We start from the raw sequence: 18,277 nt of genomic DNA, 5'->3' as shown, positions 1-18,277 counted from the left end.
CGTCGACTCCTGTTAATGGCGGACCAAGCGAATATCGAAATCAAATTGTGCAAAGAAGGCCTCCAGCCGATCCAATTCGTCCGGCGTGTAAGAGGGGTCTTGCGCAATCGGGTAGGGCATATCCAGCCGCTCATATTTCTTGCGGCCCAGCTGGTGGTACGGCAGCATGTCGATCCGCAGGATATTTCCCCGCTTTGCCAATTTCTGTACATATTCGATGGCGCCGGTAATGGCATCCCATGAATCGTTATATCCACGGATGAGCGGCATGCGCACAATCACCTTGGCGCCGTAATCAACCAACCATTCCAGATTGCGGCGAATACCTTCATTGCCGATACCCAGCATCGCCTTATGCTGTTCGCTGTTGATTTGCTTGATATCGAACAAAAAGGTATCGGTGACGGGCGCCAGCTGCTGGTAATTGGCCAGCGAGGTGGTGCCCTGGGTCTCGATGGCGGTATTGATCATCATCTTCTTGCATACGCTAAACAGCGCGACGGCAAAGTCGGTCTGCAGGCTCATCTCGCCGCCGCCGATGGTGACGCCACCGCCGGAGGAGATGTAAAAGTCATAGTCCTGCATGATGATCTCCATCAGTTCGCTGACGGTGACATCCTTGCCCATGATATCCAGCGCATGCTGGGTGCAGACCTCTTCGCATTTGCGGCAGCCGATGCAATCCTTATTGCGATCGACGAAGTGTTTCATGCTGCCGTTCTCCTCGGCCCGGTAATGGACTCCGGCCGGACAGACATTCACACAGTCACCGCAGTTGATGCATTTGTCGTGCGAAAACATCACCTGAAATTGGCTGCTGAGCCCTTCAGGGTTGGCGCACCAGGGACAGCGAAGGTTGCAGCCCTTGAAAAAAACCAGCGTGCGAATGCCATCGCCGTCATATATCGAATATTTCTGGATATTGAATATGCGGCCGGTTAATTCATTATTTGCGATCACGCTTGCCTCCTCTCCGGATGTGGCAGGCCGCAGTCGCATTATTTGCGACCTGCCATCACGGAGTACTTCCGGTTATTTTTGCGATTAAGAAAGACGGGTTATCAACGCATCGATCAGAACTTCTCAATCACGGTGCGGCTGATGATCTCGTCCTGCACCTCTTTGCACAGCTCGACGAAATAGGCGCTGTAGCCGGCGACGCGCACGATGAGGTCGCGGTACTTCTCCGGCTCCTGCTGCGCCTTTTTCAGCACTTCGTTGTCGACATAGCTGAACTGCATCTGGCCATTGCCGAGGATGGAGGCGGTGCGCAGCAGGGTGATGAGGCCATGGCGTCCCTCCTGGGTATCCAGCAGTCCCTTGAGGAACTTGAAGTTATGCACCATGCCGATGTTCATGGTCTCCACGTTCATCTTGCTGACGGACTTGATGATGGCCGTCGGCCCCTGCTTGTCCGCCCCCTGGGTCGGGCTGATACCGTCGGAGAGCGGCATCCAGGCCAGGCGCCCGTTCGGCGTGGCGTTGGTCAGCTCGCCGATGGGGGTGTTGTTGGAGATGGAGAGGGTGCCGTGGCTCAGGGTGGAGTAGAGCATCTTGTACTTGCGGCACTCTCGCTCGGTCCACTCGGTGATATCCAGCGCGTACTGGTCGACGTAGTTGTCGTCGTTGCCGTACTTGGGCGCATTGAGGCAGTCGCGGCGCAGCGCTTCGAACCCTTCGAAGTTGGCCAGCAGGGCATCGCGAATTTGTTCGAGTGTGTATCTCTGCTCCTCGAACACCAGCTTGCGGATTGCCGCCATGGAGTCGACATAGGTCGCCAGCCCAGAGAAGATGAGGCCTGGACCGTGGTTGACCACGGCGCCACCGGCGGCGACGTCCTTGCCCTTCTCCATGCAGCCTTCCACCAGCAGTGACATCAGCGGTTTAGGCGCCACGTCGCGGTGCACGCGCTGGCTGATCACGGTGCCGATGGCCGACAGGCGAACGATGTGGGCAATCTGCTGTTTCACCGCCGCATCGAACTGCTCGAAGGTGCGCAGCTCGCGCAGGTCGCCGGTATCCAGCCCCTGATGGCTGTCGAACAGCACCATGCGTCCCCGGTTGAGCACGAACTCGATGGCGATGGGCCACTGGGTGTAACCGGTGGAGGTCCACTGATAGATGCGCCCCGACTTTTGCGGCTCGACGCAGCCCATCAGGCAGTAGTCGCGGGCGTCTTCAAAGTCGAAGCCCTTGCGCAGCATCATCTTGATGTGGGAGTCGTCAAAGTGGCAGGCCGGGAAGCCCATCCCCGCCTTCACGACGTCGACGATCTTCTCCATGTATTTCTGCGGTGACTGGTTGTGAATGCGGCAGGCCAGCGACGGTTGATAGACCTTCACGAACCGCACGGCATCCATGATGAGGTAGGTCAGATCGTTGCAGGCATCGCCGCCGCTGCGCTTCTGGCCGCCCACGGTCAGGTTGATGAAGGGCTGGTAGCCGGCGAAGTATTTCGCCCCCAGCTCGCTCGACATCCACATCAGCTCGGCACACTTGATGATGAAGGCTTGCATCAGCTCGAGCGCGCTTTCATGGGTCAGACGACCCTCGCGAATATCCGCTTCGAACATGGGGTAGCAGTACTGGTCGACCCGACCGAGTGACAGACCGGTCTGGTTCTCTTCGATCTCGAACAGCGACTCCACCGTCCAGATGCTCTGCAGCGCTTCTTGCAGGGTCTTGGGCGGGTTGGCCGGCACGTTCTCGTTCACCTCGGCGATGGTCAGCAGCTCGGCGCGGCGCTGGGCATCCTGCTCTTTGGCCGCCAGTTCGCGGGCATGGGCCGCGATGCGGCGGGCGTAGTTGACCACCCCTTTGCAGGTTTCGATCGCTGCCTTGTAGTAGTAGATGCGATCGATGTCGTCCGGGTTCTCCATGCTCAGCTGGTCGAGATGGGCCTGGGCGTCGGCCTTGATGCCGTTCATCCCCTTGGTGAACAAGAGCACGTCGTAGCCCGGGCAGGTGTCGCCACCCCCGTTGATCTGGTGGTAGGAGAGGTCGCTGACGAAGGTCTCGCCGCTGAAGGCCCAGACGCCGGCTTCCCGGTACTGCGCTTCGCAGATCTCGTCCAGCGAGCGACCTTCCCAGAACGGCACTATCTCTTCGCGGATGGTTTTCTTGTCCGCCTCGCTGATTTCAAAGGGATCTTGCGGGCGGGTGCTCATGGTATCGAGCTCGTCGCGTACCCAGCGCCAGGCAATGTCCGGCGAGAAGGCGCCGGCGCGCGGCTTGCCGCACGGGTGGCCGACGATCAGCTCGTCGTTCTGGATAAGGATGGGGGCGGTTTCACTGGCGTGACGGAATGCCTTGGCCCGCAGCAAGATGGTCGGCATGCCAGGGTTGGCCTTGACGACCTCGGTAAAGGCCAGTGCCCGGTAGATGGAGACGCTGGGGCGCACGGTCAGATAGTGGTTGCGCAGGCGCTGCAGGCGCGGTGTCAGCCCCTCCATCACCGGCGTATCGGCACAGGCGGCGAACGGGGCGGCAGAGACGTGCTGCACTGCGCGAAAGAGGCGAACCGGCAGCTTGAGGGCGCTCAGGTTTTGCTGGGCGCAGAGGAACATCTCGGAGAGCGGGTTGATGCTCGCCTGCTCCAGGCTGGCGCCGTGCAGCAGAGCATCAAACATGGGGTAGCCGTCGATGGCGCAGGTGGCGCGCACTTCGCTCAGCTCTGCCAGCTTGAACCACAGGCACTCGACGATCTCGTACGCCTGCTGCTCGGTCAGCGCGCCGTTGGCGATGTCGCGCTGGAAGTAGGGCAGCAGCGCCTTGTCGGCCCCTTCCGGGTTGACCGCATAGCTGCCGTTGTCGAGTTGAAGCGCCAGCTGGAACAGGTAGAACGACTGGCAGGCCTCTTTGAAGTTGCGTGCCGGGTGGGCTGGTACATGGTGCAAAATGGCGGCGCTGTCGCGCAGCTCGGCCTGGCGGAACGGGTTGGTTTCGGCGGCGGCCAGGGTTTCGGCGCTGTTGGCCAGGTTCTGTGCCAGTGCCATCAGGGCGTCGCAGGCGTGAATGGCGGCGCGGCAGCCGTTGACTTCGTCCATGCCGCTGCGGCTGACGGCGCTGCCCAGCGCGCGGGTTTTCTCTTCCAGCTGCTGCCTGATGGCCAGCACGCCCTTCTCCACCACCAGCTTGTAGTCGGGGGAGTCGATGGCGCTGTTCAGATTCAGGAACTGGAAGGTGGACGGGCGCTGCCCGGCACTTTCGTCGTGGAAAATGGCGCCGTGCGGGGTACGGGTCTGGTTGCCGACAATCAACTCGTCGGCACTGATGGTCAGCGGCAGCTGGCGCATCAGCTCGTAAAAGCGGCGTGCCGGTTTGACGGCGGCGGGAATGCCCGCGATGTCGCCATCCAGCCCGCTCAAAATCGTGGCGTGTTCAGTGCACAGGGTGCTGGTGTGCGCCAGTAAACGTTCAGCCAGCACGTTGACGCGCGGCGTTAAGCTGTAGTGTGCCATGAGGTAGGTTCTCCAGTTCTTGTTCTTAGTGGCCGGCGGCGAGAGTGCCGCACCATGCCTTGCGATAGAGTTCGGTCAATGCCCGGGCATCCGGTGCGCGCGGGTTGGTCGGAGTGCAGTTGTCGCGCAGCGCCTGGCTGACCATCTCCGCCAGCCGCTGGTCGAAATCGGCTGCGAGGAGGCCGGTATCGCCAATGCCGGCCGGCATCTTCATCTCCTCTTTGAGCGCCTGGATGGCCACCAGCAGGCTGTTGACCCCCTCGCGTGGCGTATTGGCGGGCAGGTCCAGCAGGTGGGCCAGGCGGGCATACTTGTGGGCGGCCTGGGTATCACACAGCCCGTCATGATCGGCGTTCCATGCCACGACCTGCGCCATGAGGAGCGCGTTGGCACGCCCGTGCGGGACGCGGAACACGCCGCCGAGGGCATGGGCCAGGCTGTGGGTGATGCCGAGCGAGGCGTTGGTGAAGGCCATGCCCGCCATGCAGGAGGCGTTGTGCATCTTCTCCCGCGCCAGCAGATCGTGACCGTCGCGCCAGCAGGCGGGCAGGTAGCGAAAGACCTGCTGCACCACCTTCTCCGCCAATGCGTCGGAAAAGTCGCTGGCCGCCCGGGAGACATAGGCCTCCAGCGCGTGGCACAGCACGTCCATCCCAGTGTCGGCGGTGATGGCGGGCGGTACCGATGCCACCAGCGACGGATCGAGAATGGCGATATCCGGCAGCAATGACGGGTCGACCAGCACCAGCTTCTCGCTGCGGGCCTTGACCACCGAGAAGCTGGTCACTTCCGAACCGGTGCCGCTGGTGGTCGGGATGGCCACGAAGCAGGGGCGCTCGCGCCCCAGGTTCGGGCGGGTTTGCGCCAGGGCGAACATGACCGCTTTGGCTGCATCAATCACCGAACCGCCGCCCAGCGCGATCACCAGATCCGGATAGCAGCTATCCATGAGCTTCATGCCGCGCACGACCGTGGTGATGTCCGGATCGGCCACTACATCGTCCCAGCACTGGAACGGGATGCCGCGCTGGCGCAGGATCTGCGTCACCCGGTCGGCCAGGCCAACCTTCACCATCATCTGATCGGTGACCAGCAGCGCCTGGCGGGCGGGTACTTCGGCCAGGGCGGACAGGGCGTCCTGACCGAAGCGGATCCGGGGTTTCAGCAAAAATTCACTCATTGGGTCATTCACTCCTCAAGCGTCCCGAAACACCTTCTCGACAATGGCGACCACCGACATGGCCTTGTAGCGGTCTCTGTTGAGCGCGAGGTACTCCTCGGCCAGTACGACGTCGTGCATGCCTGCGCCGACACTGTCGACGGCGACCCAGGAGCGGTCCTTCATCGGTTGCTGCTGATCGTCCAGCTGGGTGATCAGCAGCAGATTGCTGCCACGCAGCTCATCGCATTTCTGCGTGGCGACGACATGTCCGGTTACCTTTGCGAGAATCATGGTTTTTATCGCCTTATCTCAATGGGTTACTTGCCAAGGCGCTCAAGCACCTGACGGATGACCCGCTCCACGTTCTGCTCGCTGATCTCGCCGCCGGCCGAGGCAGTAGCGCCGGCAAAGCGGTCGTCCGCGCTGTGGCAGGCCGGCGCCGAGGCAGTGAAGCGGGCATCGTCGAGGATGCTGCAGGGCTGGGGCGCGGCCGGGGCGGCACTGGCGGGCTGCACTGCAACCGGCTGGATGGGGGCGCGCAGCTCTTCGATGGTGCGCACGCCATAACCCACCTTGCGGATGTTGAGCAGGTTCATCGGGCCGACGTTGTCGGAGCTGGAGCCGCCGCCGACGGCACCGCAGCCGAGGGTCAGTGCCGGCGTGAGGTTGGTGGTGGCACCGATGCCGCCGAGGGCGGCGGGGGTGTTGATCAGGATCCGGTTGACCGGTTTTTCCAGGCTGAACTGGCGGATCACGTCCTGATTGCGGGTATGGATCACCAGGGTGTGGCCCAGTCCTTCGTTGGTCAGCAGCTCAACCACCCGATGACAGGCGGCGCGCCACTCCTCTTCCACGTAGAGGCCGAGCACCGGGCAGAGCTTTTCACGGGAGTAGGGATTGCAGTGGGAGACGGTGGTCTGCTCGGCCACCAGCACGCGGGTGCTGGGGGGGACGCTGAAACCGGCCAGCTGGCTGAGATGGAGCGCCGTCTTGCCCACCACTTTCGGGTTGATGGTGCCGTTCGGGCGCAGCAGCAGGGCGGCCATCTTGGCGGCTTCGTCTTCGTTCATGAAGTAGGCGCCCTGGGCCGCCAGCTCGCGATGAACCTCGTCGTAGATGCAGCGTTCGACGATGATCGACTGTTCGGAGGCGCAGATCACGCCGTTGTCGAAGGTCTTGCTGGTGATGATGTCCTTCACCGCCTGGTGAATGTCGGCGCTGCGCTCGATAAAGGCCGGGCCGTTGCCCGGGCCGCCACTGATGGTCGGGGTGCCGGAGGCATAGGCTGCGCGCACCATGCCTTCGCCACCGGTTGCCAGGATCAGCGACACGTCCTTGCTGTGCATCAGCTCGGAGGTGGCCTCCAGGGTCAGCTGGGTGACACCGTCCACGATGCCCGCCGGGGCACCGGCGGCTTCGGCGGCGCGCTTGACGATTTCGATGGCTTTCCAGCTGCACTGGCGTGCGCCCGGGTGCGGCGAGAAGATGATGGCATTGCCCGCCTTGAGGGCGATCAGGGTTTTGTAGAAGATGGTGGAGGTGGGGTTGGTGGAGGGTACCAGCGCGCAGATCACGCCCAGCGGCACGCCCACGTCCATCACTTTTTTCGCCTGATCGTCATGAATGATCCCGACGGTCTTCATCTCTTTGATGGCATCGTAAACGTGCAGCGAAGCGAACCGGTTTTTCAGCACCTTGTCTTGCCAGTTGCCAAAACCGGTCTCTTCTGCGGCCATTTTCGCCAGCGTTTCGGCATGGCGCGCGGCTTCTTCGGCCACGTTCTTCACGATGGCGTCGATTTTCTGCTGCGAAAAGGTGGCCATAATCACCTGCGCCTGTTTGGCGTTGCGCACCAGTTCTCTCGCGTTCTGGCGGGAGAGCAAATCGGTATCGAGTTCAATCATGAATCTATCCTTCATCAGACTAAAAAAGTGCGGGCGGGGCGTGCCCTCTCAGGTCATGCCTTGTGCTGCGCCGCGATTTTTTCGATGTCGTTGTGCGGGCGTGCGATGACGCGAGAGGTGACCACTTCGCCAATGCGTTTCGCCGCTTCCACACCGGAATCCACCGCCGCATTGACCGCGCCGACGTCGCCTTTCACCATGGCGGTGACCAGGCCAGAGCCGACGTTCTCATAGCCGATCAGCTCGACGTTGGCGGCCTTGCACATGGCATCTGCCGCTTCGATGCAGGCCACCAGACCTTTGGTCTCAATCAGACCAAGCGCTTCTTTCATCATGTTCTCTCCCGTTATTCGGCAATTTTGTAGTGGGCGACAATCTTGCTGATGTCGTTGTGCGGGCGGGCGATGACCAGCGAGGTCACCACTTCACCGATGCGCTGTGCGGATTCCACGCCGGAGTCCACCGCGGCTTTCACGGCCCCCACGTCGCCTTTCACCATGGCGGTGACCAGGCCAGAGCCGACGTTCTCATAGCCGATCAGCTCGACGTTGGCGGCTTTGCACATGGCATCCGCCGCTTCAATGCAGGCCACCAGGCCCTTGGTTTCAATCAAACCCAATGCATCACCCATTTGCGATCTCCCGGCCTCAAGCCTTGTGTTTAATGACGATTTTGTTGATGTCGTTGTGCGGACGGGCGATGACCAGCGAGGTCACCACTTCACCGATGCGCTGTGCCGACTCCACGCCGGAATCCACCGCCGCTTTCACCGCGCCGACATCCCCCTTCACCATGACGGTGACCAGGCCGGAGCCGATGTTTTCATAGCTGATCAGCTCCACGTTGGCGGATTTGCACATGGCATCCGCGGCTTCAATGCAGGCCACCAGACCTTTGGTTTCGATAAGCCCCAATGCGTCACCCATGGTGATCTCCTCAGAACAGATTGTGTGGTGTGGTTAAGGAACTCCGTCTGTGTCACGGCGTTGAGCCACGGTTGCGGCGTTCAATCGCCACTATAGGTACTGGCGGCATTTGTGGAATTTGAATCTGTAAAATTGAGATATTTAGTTTGTTGTTCTGGATTTATGATTTTTATAAGCCGTATTTATCTATTTATGCTGCGACCACGAGGCTGTTTTCACCTTGCATAAGGCCGAATTCAGGCCCGGGAAAAGATCGTTGGTCGATGTTAATGAGTTGTTGTGTAATGGGGGCCGAGAGGTAATTTGGCCGGCTGCTAACTGTGGCGGAGCTCATGTTTTGCCGGCGACGCTAAATGTAAAAACCGAGCGGTGTGTGACGGGAAGGCGAGATAAGGGCGGTGACGGCGGGTCAAATGGGGGGAGGTGGCATTGAGAGCGGGGCGCGAGTCATGTGGATGCCGGCGCGAGAGTGGATGGGACAGGCTGGAAAAGTAGCGGGAACCGGTCCTGCCTGGTGATGCGCAAGGGGCGTCTTGTCGGTACGGATGTGCAGTCGGGGGAAGGGGGGCAGGCCGAATCAGGGCTGAGTCATCAGGGGCTTGCGCGGGTCAGGTTGCGGGGGCCGGGCGATATGTGTGCGTCATCGACGCTTGGGTCGGGACCACCGGCGTATTGCCGGGACTAGTTCAGTTCGCTGCCGGATTTGAGGGTGCAGATCCAGAGCGGCGAGTTGATGGAGCTCAGCAGTATGGCCTGCTGATTGAGCCGCTGGGCGCTCAGAAACAGCCCATCGTGACTGTCGGACATCTCGCGCATGAAGTAGTCGAAGATGACATCCGGCGATTGATCGATGGAGGAGGCGCTCGCTTCCCATTTGTTGATGCGGTACTGACGCTCGGTGGCGGAGACCCGGTTGCTACTGTAGGTAAACGTGACGTAGCGCTGGAGGTAGAGCCAGCCTGCGGCCGAATCGGTATAGCCTTCAACCACCATGGAGCCTTTCCCTTGGCGGCCGAAATTGAAGTGGATGTTGCCGTTGACGTTCTCTTTGTTCATGTCCTCAAAGCGCATGATGCCTTTGGTGGCGCAGCTCATGACGCCATCATTTTCGCTGGGCAGCTGGTAGCAGGCATAGACTGCCGCAGCTAGGAATACTGAGCAGGACAAAAGAAAGAAGGGACGCGGCGCAAGTCTCATCACGGCTTCCAGGAGTAGTAGAAATAGTTGTCGCAATAGCTGAACGGGTTGTCTTCATGCATGGCGCAGTGAGCCAGAAATACCCGGCCCAGGCCGTTGGTTTCCAGTCTGTCCCCGTAGAAAAACAAAAAACGCTCGCCGGGTTTGCAGCTGATATTCAAACGCTGGCGCACCTGCTCGAAATGTTCACCATAGGTCGTGGCGCTGACCGAGCGCAGCATCTCGTCGCTGGCCAGCAATTCGCACTGGCTGTTGGGGATCCCGGTCAGGGTGACGGGGCGTGGCTCACGGCCATTCAACAGACCGAATGCCAGCAGCATGAGGGCAAATGCGAGCATGCAGCCCCCCGCGATGTACCAGTAGATGCCGCGTGAACGGGGGGTGAGGGGAAGTGGCCATTCGGCAGGGTCGAATGCCGGCTCGGCGGCGGCGACCGTGGAGGGCGAAGGTACTATTTCAATGGACGATGCTGGCGCATTTTCAATAGGCTCGATGATGACCTCGGGATTGAGCTGCAAATAACCGCGCGACACCGTGATGATGATATTGTCGATATCGTAGTGGCGAAAAGCCTTGCGCAATATGCTCAGGTATTGGTTGAGGTTGCTGTTTGATGAGGTTAATCCGTTATCGTCCCAAACTTTTTTAAGCACTTCCTCGCGGCTGACTATCCCGGTATTTCGCAAGAAAAAATAAAACAGCGCATTGGCGGTGATGGATAATTGGCTGTCCGGCTCAACGCTTTCCCGCTGAGTCAGGGAGCCATCGGTCGCGTCATAAATGAAGCGGGCATTGATGTGGTAGCGCATCTCGGCCTCAATCCATCAGCTTCACGTGGGGAGCGTCATAGTATGCAGGGTCTTGACCAGCGCCTGACGGTGCTCGGTGCTCATGGTGCGCCCTTCGGTCAATTCCGATAGCCAGATGCCGTCTGCGGCATAACGTACCAGGGTGCCGATATGGCCATTATCCAGCTCATCCCCTTGTGCCAGATGCGCCAGCATCCAGTCACGCCAGCATTGTCGCAGCACCGGCTCATCCGGCATGGCCAGCGAGAGCACCATCAGCTGACGGCTCTCCTGGGTATCTGTCAGTTCAGGAGCAGAGAGATAGTGCAGGTAAGCACGGGTAAAGCGACCGTAGGCGGTCTTGTCTGCCGCCATCAGTGCTGAGATGGCCTCTTCCATGATGGCCAGCAGGCGCGCAAACAGGGCAAAGATCAGCGCCTGCTTGTTGGGGAAGTGGTGCAGCAAGCCCCCCTTGCTCACCCCGGCCTCAAAGGCAACGGCGTTCAACGACAGGGCGGCGATACCGTCCCGGCCGGCGATGGTGGCGGCCGACTCCAGCAGTTGTCGATAAAGACGTACAGGGTCTTTTTTTCTATGTTGGGTTTCGATGTTCATGGCCCAATCATACCGACCAGACGGTATGATCATTCTTGATCGCCATCAATATGAGGAAATGGGACGCGGGAGGAAAAGTCGTTATTGTGTGGTGCTTCACAAATAACCTTGAAATAACGATGGAATAGTCGCTTTAAATATTTAAATTGGATTTGTTTGAGAACTCGGATTGTCGTATTGAATACGACGTTTTTATCTCCTGGTTAAAGTCATTTTCAATGAGGAATAACTATTTCAAGGAGTCGGGATAGGGATTAAGTTGTCATTTATTTACCTCATTACAGCAATCATTTTTCTGAATGTCTATCTCTTGTTGTTAACCACGTTGCGGTTGTTTTTTAGTGGGAAGGTATATATTTCTGCCACCTTTGGTCATGGCAGAAATATAAAAAAGTGTGCCTGTTGGCGTCACCTTATTTTTCAAGGGGGGCGTCTGCCTCTTGCACCAGCTCGAGGAAGGCGCGCATGGCGGGGGTGATGCTGTGCTGGCGGGTGATGAAGGCGGTATGGCCGATGTCGCGTTGCGGCGCCAGCGGCAGGCAGACCAGATCCGAGAGCTTGCTGGCGGATCGGGCGAGGCCGGCACTGACGATGGCCCAGCCCAGCCGGTGGCGCACGGCACTCACCAGGTGAAACAGGGAGTCGGTTTCCAGCACCACGTCAAGCCGGATGCCGGCCCGCTCGGCGGCGCGGTCCAGATACTTGCGAAACTGCATGGTGCGGCTGGGCAGTACCAGCGGCCGCTGCTGCAGTGCCGTCAGGGTCAGCTCATCGCCGGGGAGGCGCTGATCCGCCTCGTCGCGGTTCATCAGCACGGCCATCTGGTTGTTGCCCTGGGGATAGAGGTGGAAGGTCTGTCTGGCGGCGCTGGTGAGCGGCTCGTCAAACCCCAGCCCGATATCGCACTGGTGCAGCTCCAGCTGTGACAGCAGGGCTTCGTTGCTGAGCACCGAGAGACGGATGACGATGTCGGGGTAGCGCTGCTTGCAGCGGGCGATGAGCGGCATGATGTCGACATTGGACTGGGGCACGATGCCGATGCGCAGGGTGCCGGAGAGCTCGCCATGAAACAGCGCCAGCTCCTGCTTGAGCGCCTCCTGCTCCAGCAGCATCCGCTCGGCATACTGGCGTACCAGCTCGCCCGCTTCGGTGAGGGCGACGAACTGGCTGGTGCGCACCACCAGATCGGTGCCGAGGTTCTTCTCCAGCGCCGTGATGCTGGCCGAGAGGGTCGGCTGGGTGATGTGGCAGGCCTTGGCCGCCCTGGCAAAATGCTGGTGTTTGGCCAGTTCGTGGAAATAGTGCAGCTGCTTGATGTTCATGATCATTCGGGAGGCGAGGATGAACCTAAAAATTAATCAATTGAAAAAACGCAGTCAATAGAACAACTCTATTGCCATATAGATTTATTTCATTGGTTTTGCGTCTGCCGCCTCTCTAAACTTGAATGCAGTTTGCATTTTTAGGCCAACCTGCATGCCTGCCTACACGCCCGTCGACATCCCCGTCAATTTGCCTGCTTCGCCTTCACTGGATCATCTGGTGGAGGAGGTAGCCGTTGCCATCAACATCAATGGCATCAACCATGCGGTGATGATGGCGACCCCGGACGATCTCGACGACTTTGCCATCGGTTTTCTGTTTGGCGAGGGGATCATCCGGCACAACCACGAGGTCCATGACATCCAGATCGCGCCAGCCGAGCAGGGGATGGTGCTCGACATCACCATCGCCAACCGCTCCCTGGCTGCCCTGGCCCGGCACAAGCGCCGGCTGACCGGGGCGACCGGTTGCGGCATCTGCGGCGTGGCGGCGGTGGAGCAGGCGCTGCCCGCACTGCCGGTATTGCCACTGACGCCGCCGCCGGATGGGGTCTTGCTGGCGGGGCTGCGCCCGCAGATTGCCCAGTGGCAGCTCAAGGGTCAGCAACACGGCGCCCTGCATGCGGCGCTGGCGCTGGATGCCGAGGGGCGGATCCTGCATTGCCGGGAAGATATCGGGCGCCATAATGCCCTCGACAAGCTGATTGGCCTGCTGCTGCGTCAGCAAAGTGCGTGCGACACCCTGGTGGTGACCAGCCGCTGTGGCAGCGAGCTGGTGCAAAAAGCCGCCCGCTTCGGCGCCCGTCATCTTATCTGTCTGGCATCGCCCAGCCAGCTGGCGGTCAGGCTGGCCTTCAAATACAACCTCAACGTCGTTCATATTCCCAAGTTTGATGCCCCGGTCAGCTATTCGAGCTATCGCCCGGCGGATCCCATCGGAGAGTGCCATGAGTCATATTGAAAAGCCCGCCAAAGCCGGCGGTTTTTCGTCCCTGCAATCCACCATGAAACAGGTGCTGCGCAGCCAGAAGACCCGTCAGAACATCAAGAACCTGCTGCGGGTCAACCAGACCGACGGCTTCGACTGCCCGGGCTGTGCCTGGGGGGACAACGACCACGGCACCTTCCAGTTTTGTGAAAACGGCGCCAAGGCGGTGGCCTGGGAATCCACCGGCAAGACGGTGGGGGCCGAGTTTTTCGCGGCCCACTCGGTGCGCCAGCTGGCCACCCAGAGTGACTACTGGCTCGAGTATCAGGGACGACTGACCGAGCCGATGCGCTACAACCCGGCGACCGATCACTACGAGCCGGTAAGCTGGGACGATGCCTTCGCCCTGATTGCCGACACCCTCAAGGGGCTGAATAGCCCGGACGAGGTGGAATTCTATACCTCGGGGCGTGCCAGCAACGAGGCTTCTTATCTTTATCAGCTGTTTGGCCGCCTGTTTGGTACCAACAACTTCCCCGACTGCTCCAACATGTGCCATGAGGCGAGCGGGGTGGCGCTGATCCAGTCGGTCGGCATCGGCAAGGGGACTGTGGTGCTGGATGACTTCGACCAGGCCGATGCGGTGTTTGTCTATGGCCAGAATCCGGGCACCAACCACCCACGCATGATGAATGCCCTGCGCCAGGCGGCGCGCGGCGGCTGCAAGATCGTCAGCTTCAACAACTTGAAAGAGGTGGCCCTCGAGCGCTTCGCCAGCCCGCAGAGCCCGCTCGAGCTGCTGACCCCGGCGGCCACCACCATCAGCCACCAGTACCTGACGCCGAAGCTGGGGGGCGACATGGCCGCCATCCGTGGCATGGCCAAGTACATCCTGGAAGAGGCGCCAGAGGCGGTGGATCGCGACTTCATCGCCCGCCACACCCGCCACTTTGCCGAGTACGAGGCGCAGGTGCGGGCCACCGACTGGGCGGCGATCGAGCAGCAGTCCGGCCTGACTCGCGCCGACATCGTGCAGGCCGCCCGGGTGTTTGCCGCAAGCCAGCGCATCATCAGCTGCTGGGCCATGGGGGTGACCCAGCATCTGCATTCGGTCGATACCATCCGTGAAATCGTCAACCTGCACCTGATGCGCGGCCAGATTGGCAAGCCGGGGGCGGGGCTCTGTCCGGTACGGGGCCACAGCAACGTGCAGGGCAACCGCACCATGGGGATCAACGAAAAGCCCACCGCCGCCTTCATCGACCGGCTTGAGCGTCACCTGCAGGTGAGTTTGTCACGGGCTCGTGGTCACAACGTTTACGAAGCGCTCAAGGCGCTGGACGAGGGCAAGAGCAAGGTGCTCATCTGCCTGGGTGGCAACCTGGCGGCAGCGGCGCCCGATACCGACTTCACCTACGGGGCGATGAAAAAGGCCGAGCTCAACGTGCAGATCAGCACCAAGCTCAACCGCAGCCATCTGCAGGTGGGCAAGGCGGCGTTGATCCTGCCTTGTCTTGGTCGCACCGAGCTCGATATCCAGCGCAGCGGCAACCAGAAGATCACGGTGGAGGATACCTTCAGCATGGTGCACGCCTCGACCGGCGCGGCCGAGCCGGTGTCGCCGCTCTGCCTCTCCGAAACCGACATAGTGGCGCGGATGGCTCATGCCACCGTGGGCAGCGAGCGGGTCGACTGGCTGGCCCTGCGCGATGACTATGGCCGTATTCGCGATCTCATCGAGCAGACCATCGCCGGTTTTGCCGATTTCAATGCCCGTATCCAGCAGCCGTGCGGTTTTCATCTCGATAACTCCGCGGCGCTACTGACCTGGAATACCGCCAGCGGCAGCGCCGAGTTTAGTGCCTGCACCCTGCCGCACTCTGTGCTGCCGGAGTGTACCCGCCATGCCGAGCAGATGGTGGATCAGCCGGTGTTGCTGCTGCAGAGCCTGCGCTCTCACGATCAATACAACACCACCATCTATGGCATGGACGATCGCTACCGCGGCATCAAGGGCCAGCGCAACGTGGTGTTCATGAACGAGGCGGATGCTCGCCAGCTTGGCTTTGCCGAAGGGGATCGGGTCGACATGGCGGCCATCTGCAACGATGGGCGCGAGCGCTGCGTGACCGGTTTTGTGGTGGTGATCTACCAGATCCCGCGTGGCAACATCGCGGCCTACTATCCGGAAACCAACCCGCTGGTGCCCATCGACAGCATAGGGGCAGGCTCGTTTACCCCCACCTCCAAGTCCATCCCGGTGCTGGTGACTGCTTCCAATCGGCAGGACAATCTGTTGCTGCTATGAACTGGGAGGTTTGCAGGCTTGCCGGTTCAAGCCTGCCAGCCCAATGCAGCAGAGCCCGCACATCCTATAAACAACAACGCCGCATAAGATATGCGGCGTTGTTGTTTGCGTGATTGGTGCCGGTAAGAGGAGTCGAACCCACGACCTTCGCATTACGAATCCAGATTTTGCCAATTTCAGCCCGTGTCACCCCACTTCACGAAACAAAAATAAAATACATTAAATCAACCAGTTAAATGCCATTCACTGTATCAGGTTGTGTCGTGAAATATCACCCTATACCATAGCAAAAGAGGGGTATGAGGAGGGGTACGGAATGGCGATTACAACCGATGCCGAGATTGCGGCAATCAAACCAGAATCCGGCGTTATTGTGCGCCGTATGGCTATCCAGTCAAAGCATGGTGGCGGGCTCAAGCTGGAAGTGCGCACCAGTGGAATCAAGCGCTTTGTCTATCGCTACAAGATAGCGGGCAAAGCTGGGGAAATGCTGCTTGGCGGCTATCCCGCCATGACCCTAGCAAAAGCCAGACAGGCCCACGGTAAAGCGGCTGAATTGGTAAAGCAGGGAATTGATCCGCTTACTGTCACCAAGCAAGCCAAGGCTAAGAACATCGAGATGCCGACCCTTGGCGAGATTTACCGTGATTGGCTGGCGATGCGAGCCAAATCAAAGCCGATAGGCCCGCGCACTCTGCGCGATTATGAGGGGACCTTTACCCGTCACATTGAATCGGCCATTGGCAATACCCGAGTTTGCGACCTCTCCCGTGCCGTACTGTATGAGCATTTCCGCCGAGTAGAGACCGCAGAGGGCGCACGAAAGGGGCTGATAGTCCTTAACCAGTGTCTTGATCATGCAGTGTTACAAGGTCACATCGAAATAAATCCCGCTCGCCTGCTCAAGCCCGCCATGTTTGGCGCATCTATGCCCCCACCTCGTGAACGCTGGTTGACCCGCGATGAGTTGCACCAGTTATGGGGAGCACTTGAACAAGCGACTGCTGGCGGCGGTTCTGTGGCTGCTGGTGGCCGTGGGATCGCGTCTAACGTAGTGCTATCGCTGGCGGTGGCAAACTGCTTGCGTTTAATAACCCTGACCGCTGTACGCCATTCCGAGGCTGTAGGGATGCGCTGGGAGCAGATTAACGGCGACCGCTGGACAATCCCCGAAACCAAGAACGGACGCGCCCACGTTGTAACCCTGTGCCCGCTGGCGCTGGATATTATCGAGCAGCAAAAAGCGTTATCTAATGGCCCCTATGTATTCGAGTCCACCAGCAAGACCGGACACCCGATCACGGGGGATGCAGTAACCAAGGCGCTAGAGCGTGTTCGCATCAAGTACCTTGCCGAGCTTGCACCATTCAGTCCGCACGACCTGCGCCGCAGTGTAGCAACGGGTGCGGCGGAATATCTGGACGCCCCCGAGCGCCTGATCGAGCTAATGCTCAACCACGTGCCGAAAGACAGACTGATCCGCACCTATCAAGTAGGTGGCATGGCCGAGAAGTTGCGAGCGCTATTTCTGCGCTGGGGGGATTTCATGGCAACCATAACGCAACCGGAGCAGGCCAAGCCTGATAACGTGGTGGTGGGGAACTTTGGGGGGCGTGGGTGATGGTAACGGCAGAAGAAGAGATAGAATATCTGCGCCGATTGGCGGCCATACTGGAGAAGAACCAAGCAAGACGAACCCCGTCCAAGCGCGAGATATTCATCAAGATAGAAGAGGCTGCGGCTCCGCTTGGCGAATTTATGAGGATCGCCGGTCAAGTTAATGACCTTGTGAAGCATGGGGGTGAACGTTCATCTAGCGGAGAGATGTCCCTTGGGTATCATCCTTGGTCTTATCGACTAGCGACTCACATACGCCTAAGCAATAGGACGCAGAGCGAGCGAGCCAAGAGGCCCCGAACACAGAGGTATAACGCGTTGAAAGATACTGTCCGTGACATAGTGGAAGAACACTCTGGCTGGACGAGTGAAATGATCTTCGATGAACTGCGTAGCAATCATTCTGGCCAGGATCAATTGCTCGAAGAAATAAATGGCGTTGATTACTTTGTGACCAGTGAAGGCGGAAAGAGGACGAAAAAAAGCACGGTTCGAAATTGGATTACAAACTTTAAAAAAAAGATTTGATTGCATTCACTACTAGCCGGTTATTCGTGAAACCGGCTATCTAAAGTTCGCCACATGCCATCGTATCCCGCGCTGGTTCAATGTGGAGTACTAATCAATGTCACCCGTTCTCATTACCGAAAAGCAGTTGGTTGAGCTTACGTCCGTTTCCCGTTCAACCATTCGCCGCTGGATCAACGATCCACACGTCCACTTTCCCGCCTTTGTGAAAATTGGGCCAAATTCCATCCGTTGGAAACTGGCCGAGGTATTGGCGTTCATTGAGCGTCAAGGGAGGGAAATCTGATGGCCCATTACCCACTAACAAACGCGAAAGCAGATCTGCGAGCGGCAGCCAGTGCAGCCGCAGCAAAATTCGAGCGCATAACAGTGAGATTCTGGCGAAACAAGTACAAGTCGGAGGGGGATAACGAAAGGCTCGCGTATGAGCGAGCGCTGGCGGTTCAAGAGGCATTTCACGCAGAGGTGGCTTTACTGCTGAAAGAAAACGGCGCTGACCCGAAGGAAAGCGCCGAGTAATCG

At 59.4% G+C, this 18,277-nt stretch carries 18 protein-coding genes; 6 read left to right on the top strand and 12 right to left on the bottom strand.

Features of this window, described 5'->3' with window-relative positions:
* Window positions 1-12 precede the first annotated feature (12 nt).
* From cutD to PG881_RS08500, 12 genes are all read right to left on the bottom strand, one after another.
* A complete protein-coding gene (gene cutD, locus PG881_RS08555) occupies window positions 13-960 on the bottom strand; it encodes a choline TMA-lyase-activating enzyme (protein ID WP_270799309.1) in 948 nt (315 codons plus the stop codon).
* Window positions 961-1,073: 113 nt separating this feature from the next.
* Window positions 1,074-4,460, bottom strand: coding sequence for a choline trimethylamine-lyase (cutC, locus tag PG881_RS08550; protein ID WP_270799307.1), 3,387 nt, complete (start codon window positions 4,458-4,460; stop codon window positions 1,074-1,076).
* A gap of 25 nt (window positions 4,461-4,485) precedes the next feature.
* On the bottom strand, window positions 4,486-5,640 hold the full coding sequence (locus tag PG881_RS08545) for a 1-propanol dehydrogenase PduQ (RefSeq protein WP_106552085.1): 1,155 nt from the start codon (window positions 5,638-5,640) through the stop codon (window positions 4,486-4,488).
* Window positions 5,641-5,655: 15 nt separating this feature from the next.
* Window positions 5,656-5,913, bottom strand: coding sequence for a EutN/CcmL family microcompartment protein (locus tag PG881_RS08540; protein ID WP_010634663.1), 258 nt, complete (start codon window positions 5,911-5,913; stop codon window positions 5,656-5,658).
* 26 nt (window positions 5,914-5,939) lie between these two features.
* Entirely contained in the window at window positions 5,940-7,526 is a 1,587-nt protein-coding gene (locus PG881_RS08535) for an acetaldehyde dehydrogenase (acetylating) (protein WP_270799304.1), read from the bottom strand.
* Between the two features lie 53 nt (window positions 7,527-7,579).
* On the bottom strand, window positions 7,580-7,861 hold the full coding sequence (locus tag PG881_RS08530) for a BMC domain-containing protein (RefSeq protein ID WP_017408466.1): 282 nt from the start codon (window positions 7,859-7,861) through the stop codon (window positions 7,580-7,582).
* Between the two features lie 11 nt (window positions 7,862-7,872).
* Window positions 7,873-8,157 carry a BMC domain-containing protein gene (locus PG881_RS08525; RefSeq protein WP_011705244.1) on the bottom strand — a complete coding sequence of 95 codons (285 nt, stop codon included), beginning with the start codon at window positions 8,155-8,157 and terminating at the stop codon, window positions 7,873-7,875.
* A 16-nt stretch (window positions 8,158-8,173) separates the two neighbouring features.
* Window positions 8,174-8,452, bottom strand: a complete 279-nt coding sequence (locus PG881_RS08520; protein ID WP_010634659.1) for a BMC domain-containing protein — start codon at window positions 8,450-8,452, stop codon at window positions 8,174-8,176.
* A gap of 681 nt (window positions 8,453-9,133) precedes the next feature.
* Window positions 9,134-9,547: a FidL-like protein gene (locus PG881_RS08515; RefSeq protein ID WP_235333247.1), complete on the bottom strand. Its 414-nt coding sequence runs from the start codon at window positions 9,545-9,547 to the stop codon at window positions 9,134-9,136.
* A 101-nt stretch (window positions 9,548-9,648) separates the two neighbouring features.
* A complete protein-coding gene (locus PG881_RS08510; RefSeq protein WP_270799299.1) occupies window positions 9,649-10,458 on the bottom strand; it encodes a winged helix-turn-helix domain-containing protein in 810 nt (269 codons plus the stop codon).
* Between the two features lie 21 nt (window positions 10,459-10,479).
* Window positions 10,480-11,052, bottom strand: coding sequence for a TetR/AcrR family transcriptional regulator (locus PG881_RS08505; RefSeq protein ID WP_270799297.1), 573 nt, complete (start codon window positions 11,050-11,052; stop codon window positions 10,480-10,482).
* A gap of 413 nt (window positions 11,053-11,465) precedes the next feature.
* Window positions 11,466-12,380 carry a LysR family transcriptional regulator gene (locus PG881_RS08500; RefSeq protein ID WP_269383901.1) on the bottom strand — a complete coding sequence of 305 codons (915 nt, stop codon included), beginning with the start codon at window positions 12,378-12,380 and terminating at the stop codon, window positions 11,466-11,468.
* Window positions 12,381-12,528: 148 nt separating this feature from the next.
* On the opposite strand from PG881_RS08500, the gene fdhD reads away from it, so the two are divergent.
* The 6 genes from fdhD to PG881_RS08470 all read left to right on the top strand — a co-directional run bounded on the left by fdhD (window position 12,529) and on the right by PG881_RS08470 (window position 18,274).
* Window positions 12,529-13,335, top strand: a complete 807-nt coding sequence (gene fdhD / locus PG881_RS08495; RefSeq protein ID WP_270799293.1) for a formate dehydrogenase accessory sulfurtransferase FdhD — start codon at window positions 12,529-12,531, stop codon at window positions 13,333-13,335.
* Window positions 13,322-15,610, top strand: a complete 2,289-nt coding sequence (locus tag PG881_RS08490; RefSeq protein WP_270799291.1) for an FdhF/YdeP family oxidoreductase — start codon at window positions 13,322-13,324, stop codon at window positions 15,608-15,610. Before fdhD ends, PG881_RS08490 begins: the two co-directional genes overlap by 14 nt.
* A gap of 316 nt (window positions 15,611-15,926) precedes the next feature.
* On the top strand, window positions 15,927-17,231 hold the full coding sequence (locus PG881_RS08485) for a tyrosine-type recombinase/integrase (RefSeq protein WP_270799289.1): 1,305 nt from the start codon (window positions 15,927-15,929) through the stop codon (window positions 17,229-17,231).
* Window positions 17,231-17,755 (top strand): hypothetical protein, encoded by a 525-nt coding sequence (locus PG881_RS08480; RefSeq protein WP_270799287.1) that lies wholly within the window; start codon window positions 17,231-17,233, stop codon window positions 17,753-17,755. The genes PG881_RS08485 and PG881_RS08480 overlap by 1 nt, the downstream gene beginning before the upstream one ends.
* A gap of 97 nt (window positions 17,756-17,852) precedes the next feature.
* Window positions 17,853-18,041, top strand: coding sequence for a helix-turn-helix transcriptional regulator (locus tag PG881_RS08475; RefSeq protein ID WP_041993776.1), 189 nt, complete (start codon window positions 17,853-17,855; stop codon window positions 18,039-18,041).
* Entirely contained in the window at window positions 18,041-18,274 is a 234-nt protein-coding gene (locus PG881_RS08470) for a hypothetical protein (protein ID WP_270799283.1), read from the top strand. The genes PG881_RS08475 and PG881_RS08470 overlap by 1 nt, the downstream gene beginning before the upstream one ends.
* Window positions 18,275-18,277: the final 3 nt, after the last annotated feature.

It is taken from the genome of Aeromonas sp. QDB54, assembly GCF_027707385.1.
Taxonomy (GTDB): Bacteria; Pseudomonadota; Gammaproteobacteria; order Enterobacterales; family Aeromonadaceae; genus Aeromonas; species Aeromonas hydrophila.
The sequence above is the reverse complement of the archived record's forward strand: the minus strand, read 5'-3'. Positions and strand labels throughout refer to the sequence as shown.